This window comes from Pararcticibacter amylolyticus (assembly GCF_003130405.1).
Classification (GTDB): Bacteria; Bacteroidota; Bacteroidia; order Sphingobacteriales; family Sphingobacteriaceae; genus Arcticibacter; species Arcticibacter amylolyticus.
Map to the genome: position 1 here is coordinate 1 of NZ_QEAS01000038.1, position 8,003 is coordinate 8,003.

Annotated in this window: 7 protein-coding genes; 6 read left to right on the forward strand and 1 reads right to left on the reverse strand. The window is 44.2% G+C overall.

Annotated elements, in window-relative coordinates; genetic code table 11:
• Both DDR33_RS24275 and DDR33_RS24280 read left to right on the forward strand, forming a co-directional pair.
• Positions 1-1,541, forward strand: a 1,541-nt coding sequence (locus DDR33_RS24275; RefSeq protein ID WP_317047474.1) for an RHS repeat-associated core domain-containing protein, incomplete at its 5' end; no start/stop codon positions are given.
• 20 nt (positions 1,542-1,561) lie between these two features.
• The gene (locus DDR33_RS24280; protein ID WP_146198851.1) at positions 1,562-2,221 is read left to right on the forward strand and encodes a hypothetical protein; all 660 of its coding nucleotides are present in this window, start codon (positions 1,562-1,564) and stop codon (positions 2,219-2,221) included.
• A 319-nt stretch (positions 2,222-2,540) separates the two neighbouring features.
• Here the strand turns inward: DDR33_RS24280 and DDR33_RS24290 are convergent, their stop codons facing one another.
• A complete protein-coding gene (locus DDR33_RS24290) occupies positions 2,541-3,497 on the reverse strand; it encodes a hypothetical protein (protein ID WP_109418400.1) in 957 nt (318 codons plus the stop codon).
• A gap of 173 nt (positions 3,498-3,670) precedes the next feature.
• Here DDR33_RS24290 and DDR33_RS24295 point away from each other — a divergent pair, with 173 nt between their 5' ends.
• Genes DDR33_RS24295 through DDR33_RS24310 form a run of 4 tightly spaced genes read left to right on the forward strand, consistent with a single transcriptional unit; the run spans position 3,671 to position 8,003 of the window.
• Positions 3,671-4,090, forward strand: a complete 420-nt coding sequence (locus DDR33_RS24295) for a prepilin-type N-terminal cleavage/methylation domain-containing protein (protein ID WP_109418401.1) — start codon at positions 3,671-3,673, stop codon at positions 4,088-4,090.
• Between the two features lie 21 nt (positions 4,091-4,111).
• A complete protein-coding gene (locus tag DDR33_RS24300) occupies positions 4,112-4,606 on the forward strand; it encodes a prepilin peptidase (protein WP_146198852.1) in 495 nt (164 codons plus the stop codon).
• Entirely contained in the window at positions 4,603-6,036 is a 1,434-nt protein-coding gene (locus DDR33_RS24305; protein WP_109418403.1) for a GspE/PulE family protein, read from the forward strand. The genes DDR33_RS24300 and DDR33_RS24305 overlap by 4 nt, the downstream gene beginning before the upstream one ends.
• Complete coding sequence (locus DDR33_RS24310; RefSeq protein WP_238387936.1) at positions 6,036-8,003, forward strand: type II secretion system protein GspD; 1,968 nt, start codon at positions 6,036-6,038, stop codon at positions 8,001-8,003. Before DDR33_RS24305 ends, DDR33_RS24310 begins: the two co-directional genes overlap by 1 nt.

Sequence of the window (8,003 nt, forward strand, 5' to 3'; positions counted from 1 at the left end):
TCCCCGCCAGCAGCGGCTTTCCCCAGGAGAAGCAAAGCTATGACTACACCTACGACAAGCTCAACCGCCTGGAACTGGCCGCCTACACCACCCCCGGCAAGACCGGTTACTTCAACGAGAAACTCAGCTATGACAAAGCCGGGAACATCCAGAGCCTGGAGCGGACCTCCAACGGGACAGGGAAGACCGACCAGCTGTCCTACACCTACGAAGAAAGCGGACAAAGCAACCGGCTGGCCAGCCTGACAGACGGCAGCAGCAGCAATGAAGGGCAGCCAGCAGGCACCACCAATTACACCTACGACGACAACGGCAACCTGGCCAGCGACAGCAAAAAACAGCTGACCATAAACTACAATGAACTCAACCTCCCTAAAGCGGTCACCCAGACAGGAAGTAACCAGACAATTACGTACCTTTACGATGCCAGCGGACGGAAACTGAGGAAAGAAGCCACAGGCGGGAACCGGGACTATATCGGGGGGATCGAATACGGGAATGACGGACATATCGAGTTCATCCAGACCGAAGAAGGGCGGGCAGTAAAGAGCGGAGAAAGCTACAGTTATGAATATATGCTAAGGGACCACCTTAGTAACACGAGAGCAGTGGTGAAGCAGGACGGGAGCATTATCCAGTTATCAGACTACTATGCCTTCGGGATGGAGATGAACCACAACGGGATGACACCGAGCCCTGATAACCGGTACAAGTACAACGGGAAGGAGCTGCAGACGGAGCTGGGGATGAACCAGTATGATTATGGGGCAAGGTTCTATGACCCGGCGATTGGGAGATTCGGAGTAATAGATCCAAAGGCTGAAGAGGCAACAAAATATTCCCCATTTGTTTATGCGATTAATAACCCAATGAGGTTCATTGACATTAACGGTGAGGGACCGGGGGACAGAGTTAAAGCTGCAAGACAAATGATAGGATCTCTATACAAATGGGAGAATAGCACGCTAAGAACGGGGATGACATCGATGGCTTTAGAATTTAAAGATTGTTCTGAACTAGTAAATAGGGTGCTATTTGCTGATGGGATTACAGATAGAGTTTTAACTCAAAACACTGCAGCAATGAAAACGTTTTTCGGCGAAAATGGAAAGTTCATTCATTCAGATAAACCTGAAGTCGGTGATATAGCACTATGGAATGGTCATGTCGGAATAGTAAGTGGTGTTGATAAGAGTGGCAAAATTAAATTAATACATGCTAGAGGTAAGTCCAAAAAAGCCTCGGAAAATGCTTACTATTTATCGCCTAAGGCTTATAGAGATTCTGAGTTTTACGGGTATTACAGACCCGTTAAAGAAACGCCCGATGGAAAGCTCGATGGGGGGAAAAAGAATGAAGGCGGTACTAATAACTCTAATGCGAATCCTAAAACCACTCAAGGTGAAGAGCAAGTTAATGAGTTTGTACCATCAGATTCTATAATAAGGTATCTGATTGACAGTCAAAAGTTTATTGAAAGATTGAAAGACGATCAGAAGAAATATGATGAAATTATAAGAAAGAATCCCTTTAGTAGATAATTAATGGAGTAAATAGTATTATGAAAACTAAAAGTATAACTTGTATTTTGATGTCTGTGTTGTCTTTTTGTATGATATGGATCAATACGAACGTTTGGGGTTTTTCTAATAAAGAAAGAAAACGTGAGTCAGTAGTGCAATTTGCTATAGGCTCAAATAGTAAGGATACAATTGATTTTGCAAGTATTGTTAAGGGAAATACGGAACTAGTTGAAGCAAGTATTAATCGGGATACGTTAAAGATTGTTTCAGAGAATCGTTCTTTTTTTTATCCATTTGGACGGTACAAGAGTATAAGCCTTATTAGATCACATAACCCTTTATTCAATATTATAATTGAGAAGGCTAAGCTGCCTAATCGGAGTTTTACAAATATTTATAAATTAATCTATAAGAACAGCTTCGTTAAACTTATTAAAGATCCAGATTTAGAGGGATTAGGAGTAGTTTCAGGAAAGATTAAAGATAAAGGATTAAAACTGCAGAACGGCGTTGAAGTAGGTATGACTAAGTCAGCTTTCCTTAATTTATACTTCAATGATTCTGCACCTCAATTTGAAAAGATAAAGGTGGTAGAGATTATTTCAGGGGCAGCTGGAATATGGCATTATTACTACTTTAAAGATGATGTTCTGAGCTCGATTGCCTTTGACTCAGATTATGTTTTGGATGGAATATAACACAAATCGAATCCTAATATATGAAGAAGCTCTTATTCTCTTTAACTGTTACTATTGCAGCATCATATTCACTGGCTCAGAATGCTTTTCCTCCAAATGGGTAATGTGGGCATTGGTGTTGAGAATCCTGTAAGCGGATTGCATATCTTTAGCCATAACAATTTTGAGAATGGTTCCATTAGATTTGGATATAGTGGATCTGATGACGCTGTTCTCTCATTCGGATGGAATGGGCCGGATCAGGAAGTCTTAAAAATCAGCAAATTCTCTAAATAGTCCTTACCGGGGAGACAGAAAAATGGCCGTCTCCCCGGTAGACCTATTTATTACTAACGAGTTCTTCCAGTTTTCTAAGTTTTTCCTGCTGTTTTTCATTCTGTTGTATCACTCCTTCCAGCTTCTTATTCTGTTCAATTATGTACAGAGTTAGTTCCTCTACTTTCTTTAATAGAGCGGTGTTCATCTCCCCAAGGTTCACACCGTTATCTTTTACTTCAGAAGCAGAAGGGATTCCCGGCAGGTGCCGATTTGTTTGAACAAAGTCTTCAAGTTCCGATAGCGTTGGGCGCTTGTTTTCCGGTGTAAAAACATAGTCCGGCCAATTACCTGCTTCTACCTTAATTTCCTTTGCTCTGATATTTCCGTTAACAGCTAACTTATACCCATAAGTGTCATAAGTATCCAGCGCTAAGCTTCCCTGAATTGTAATAGGATCCAGGGATTGAAATGCCTCCACGTTAGAAACATCCTGATCATAGGTTAACTGGAATGTTTCATTAAAAGCATATCCGGTGAAAGAGAAACTGTGAAGCGTCGAATGATGGCGGATCTCAACAGCCAGATATTTCACGCCCCGATAAGTGAGCGTAACGAGTCTTGTTGGTTCATTGTAACACATTAAGCTTCCGCGATCTGTGTTATAAGCACTTGCGGTATTCACCTCAATGGTCAATTTCCTGTTCCATGCACCCGGATCTCCCCTGGTCCCGGTTATCTTGCCGATTACGTGGTGATCTTCCAGCAAAATTCCGTTATACGCCTTATGAAGTAGTATATAGTTTACTCCCTGGCTATCCTCTGTGTATCCGGGAATAGTTCTGTTTACAAAATAGTCTCTTTCTGAGCTAACATGCAATAAGCCTTTCGGACTTGTAGTACCTATTCCAACATTTCCTGTCGAAGGAAATGTATTGCTTTGAGAATAGGCGGTAAGCGAACACATGAATAACATGCCTGAAAGGATGCTCGCTATCCTTCTTTTTTCTAAATTGTTCATTATGCTATGCTGATTTTGATACTTTTTCGCTCTTACTATTGGACGAAAATAAGTGTGTACACTGCTGTTATACCGCAGTGTAGAAACAGTATAGAAATTTTTAACGGATTTTATTTAATTCTCTCGTTTTCTGTCATTATCTTTAACCAAATTTTATCGGTTATTCCAATATTATGAGAAGGGTCCTTTACAATAAAAAACTTCCTGCCTACACCTTGACGGAGATTCTGATAGTGCTGGTCATTATAGGTATACTGGTGCTCCTGGCGCTGCCTAACCTGATGCCCCTGATCACTAAAGCCAAAAGTACCGAGGCAAAGGTACAGCTGGAACATGTGCATACGCTCGAAAAGAACTTCTTCTTTGAGAAATCTAAATATAGCTCTGACCTGAAAGAGATTGGCTTCATTCAGGAAAAGCTGACGACTGACGGAAAGGATGGTAAAGCGAACTACCGGATAGAGGTGGTGAACTCTGGTTCCAATACTTTTGTTGCGCGTGCTACTGCTGTGGCCGACTTTAACGGTAACGGAACATATAATGTGTGGGAAATTGACCAGGATAAGAACCTGAAGGAAGTTGTGCCTGATTAGATGCTGATAAAACTCCTTCTTATGACTGGCCTTATATCGGTTTTTTGCCAGGATTTGCGTTACAGGGCTGTTTACTGGTGGTGCTTCCCGGTTATTTTTGTTCTGCTGCTGGTGCTCGCAAAGGAAAATGCTGATTGGCATTCTGTTGTTGCAAATAGTTTATATAATGTGGCTTTTTTGCTTTTACAGCTCGCCGTGCTGACTGTTTATTTTTCATTCAGACAGAGAAAACTGGTGATTATTACGAAAGGACTTCTTGGATGGGGGGATGTATTGCTCCTCCTTTGTCTGGCCTTTTATTTCTCGCCGCTTACGTACCTGTTGTTTTACGTTTCAAGTTTGATTATTGTGTTGTTATTTACGTTACTGATACGGTTGAAGGATAAGGAAGCTGGAATGAAGGTGCCTCTTGCAGGGCTTCAGGCTCTTTTATTTGCTATTCTCCTGGTTGCCGACTGGAACTCTTCATTTATAAATACGGCCAGTGACGACTGGCTCCTTTATCTTATCCCATGAGTATTTCTCCCCTGACCGAATTATTAAAAGAAACTGTGCATTTGCTCAGCAGGGACCAGGCGTGGCATTACCGGATCCTTCCGAAGTATGACTCTTTAAATGAGATTACTTTTTATTGTGATGAGAATGCAGACGAATTCAGTCTTTCTTCTGAACTGGAAATCATACTGGGAAAGAATGTGCTGCTGGAGAAAATATCACCGCAAGAGGTAGACCGTCTGCTGTCCACGTATTACTTCAGGGAGCAGAGCCGCAGTGATCTGAAGGTAGCTACTTTTACTGCCGGGGGAGCAGAATTCCTGGATAACCTGATCCGCGAAGCAAAAGGTTTAAAAAGCAGTGATATTCATGTTGAAACTTACGAACATAAATGCCGGGTAAGGGTGCGCATCGACGGGATGATGGTAGAGCGTTATCTCCTGGATAAAGAAGATTACCCTGCACTGGTGAACAAGGTTAAGATCATGGCCAACCTGGATATTGCTGAAAAGAGACTTCCGCAGGATGGCCGGATCCATTATAAAACCAGGGATGATGCTTTTGACATCCGGGTCTCCGTGCTTCCAACTCTGCATGGTGAGAAAGTGGTGCTGCGCTTGCTCAATAACAGTGCAACAAATATTGAGCTGACCAGCCTGGGGCTTTCTGAATTCGATCTGGATAATTATCTTCAGGGTGTAAAACGGCCAAACGGGATCCTGCTGATCAGCGGGCCTACCGGATCGGGTAAAACGACTACGCTCTATGCTACTCTTAAGCTTTTGAATAAAGAGACCCGGAATATATTGACGATTGAGGATCCGATAGAGTATACTTTGGAGGGTGTGAACCAGGTGCAGTTAAAGGAGAGCATCGGGCTTACTTTTGCTTCTGCTTTGCGTACCTTTCTGCGCCAGGATCCGGATGTGATTATGGTGGGAGAGATCAGAGACACCGAAACGGCCAATATGGCGATAAGGGCAGCGCTGACCGGTCACCTTGTGTTATCGACCATTCACACGAATTCTGCATGGGGTACTGTATCCCGCCTGATGGACATGGGAATACCAGGTTTCCTTGTGGCCAATACGCTGAATACGACTGTAGCACAACGGCTGGTGCGTTTGTTATGTCCGGCGTGTAAACAGAAGCTTGCTGCTGAGCCGGGTATGTACCCGAAGCAGTTCCGCCCATTCTATCCGGTGCATGAACATTATAAGGCCAAAGGTTGCCAGGAGTGTTTTTATACAGGATATAAGGGGAGAAAGGCTGTATACGAGGTAGTCCCTGTCGACCAGGAGTTGTCACTGGAAATCAAGCAGGGGAATATGTACGTCGACCAGCTCTTGAAGGAAAGGGGAATAAAGACGCTGGCAGAGAACGCGTTTGAGCTTTTTGCAAAAGGGGAAACATCCATAGAAGAGATATATCCATTACTGTTTAGTTATTGATGAGAAAATTTTACATGTTGAAAAGGGGAGGAGCAGGGATAGGTTTCCTGTTGTTGTTATTGCTGTGCTCTTTTTGGGCGTTTGGCCAGCAGACGGCATCGTCAGAGAGGATGAGGCTGGTTGAGGAGAGATTGAGAGGATTGTCGGCAGCCGTTCCCGGGCTAAACCAGAAAGTACAGCTTTCGATGTCTGGTGCCTCTGCGCAGGAGTTCCTGAGGGCTTTGGCTCAGTCGAACAACCTGAATATTAATATTGACCCGCAGCTGAACTTTAAGATCTATAATAACTTTACCAATGAGACAGCTCTCAATGTGCTGCTCTTTCTTGCCCGCGAGCAAAATCTTGAGATCAGCACGATCGGTTCGATCATGTCAATCACCAGGATTGCTGAACCAAAACCCGTTGTTCAGCCCCGGGAGATCAAGGCCCGATATAATGGGCAGGGTAATACACTCAGCCTCGAATTAAGTAATGATTCTCTTGGACAGGTTGCCAGGAAGATCACCCAGATCAGCCAGAAGAATGTGGTGGTGCCCGTTGACCTCCTGGCAAAAACCGTCACAGCCTTTTTCTCGGATGCCCCTTTTGATGTGGCGCTTGAAAAACTTGCCTACGCTAATAAGCTGAAGCTGACGAAGACTGCTGACAATGTTTATATTTTTCAGGCGTTAGCGGATAACGAAGAGCTGTATATTAATGATGAGCGGAATACGGATGTGCGCCGGAATCACAGACCATCGCCTTCTATGGGCGGCGGCGGTCAGGGCGGTGGTACTTTTTCACTATACGGCAAAAGTTCACCGGCGGGAAGATTACTGAGTGTGGATGCGACGAATTCGCCGATCCTGGATTTGGTAAAAGCGGCATCTGCTGAAGCGAAGATCAACTATTTTATCTATTCGGATATCAAGGGTACGATCACCACACGGGTGAACGATATTACTTTTAATGGTTTTCTTACTTCGATGTTCCAGGGAACCGAGTACACCTACAGGATTGATAATGGTGTTTACCTGATTGGGGAACGTAAGCTGGAGGGCCTTCGCACGAACAAGGTGATCCAGTTGCAGTACCGCTCGGTAGATACGGTACAGGCGATGATCCCTACTGAATGGAGAAGGGGAGTGGAGATCAAAGAATTTAAAGAGCAGAATACGCTGCTGCTTTCGGGGTCTTCTCCACAGATCACTGAAATTGAGAACTACATCAAACAGATAGACCGCCTGGTTCCGATGGTACTTATTGAGGTGACCCTGATGGATATTCGCAAAGGTAAAACGGTGAGTACTGGGATTAAGGCTGGAGTAGCGGACAGCGCTGTCAAAGGACGCGGGACGATTTTCCCCGGTATTGATTATACGTTCGGGGCTGGTTCTATCAATGATTTCCTTTCGAGGCTGGGTAAGAATAACTCTGTCAACCTGGGGCGTGTAACCCCCAACTTTTATGTTACCCTTAGTGCGCTTGAGGCCAACAGCAATGCGGAAGTCAGGCAGGTGCCAAAACTCTCTACACTTAACGGGCATACAGCGAAGCTGAGTATTGGAAGCCGGCGGTATTATGTCAATAAGACCCAAAATACTCTGGGAACACTGACTAGTCAGACGGTAATAACCGAGCAATATAATCCAGTCGACGCGGCTCTAAAGATTGACATCCGGCCAATCGTTTCGGGTGATGACCAGGTTACCCTGAATATCAATATCGATATTTCGGACTTTATAGGTAATCCTCCTGAAAATGCTCCTCCACCAACCTCTTCAAGCAAGTTTGAGTCAATCATCCGCGCAAGAAATGAAGATATGATCGTTCTTGGCGGGCTTGAAAGGACTGAAAATAGTGAATCCGGCTCGGGTGTTCCGCTGCTATCCAGAATACCGGTATTAAAATGGTTTTTCAGCAGCAGGCAGAAATCGACGAATAAGGTCGTGACGGTGGTGTTTATTAAGCCGACGATTACGTACTAA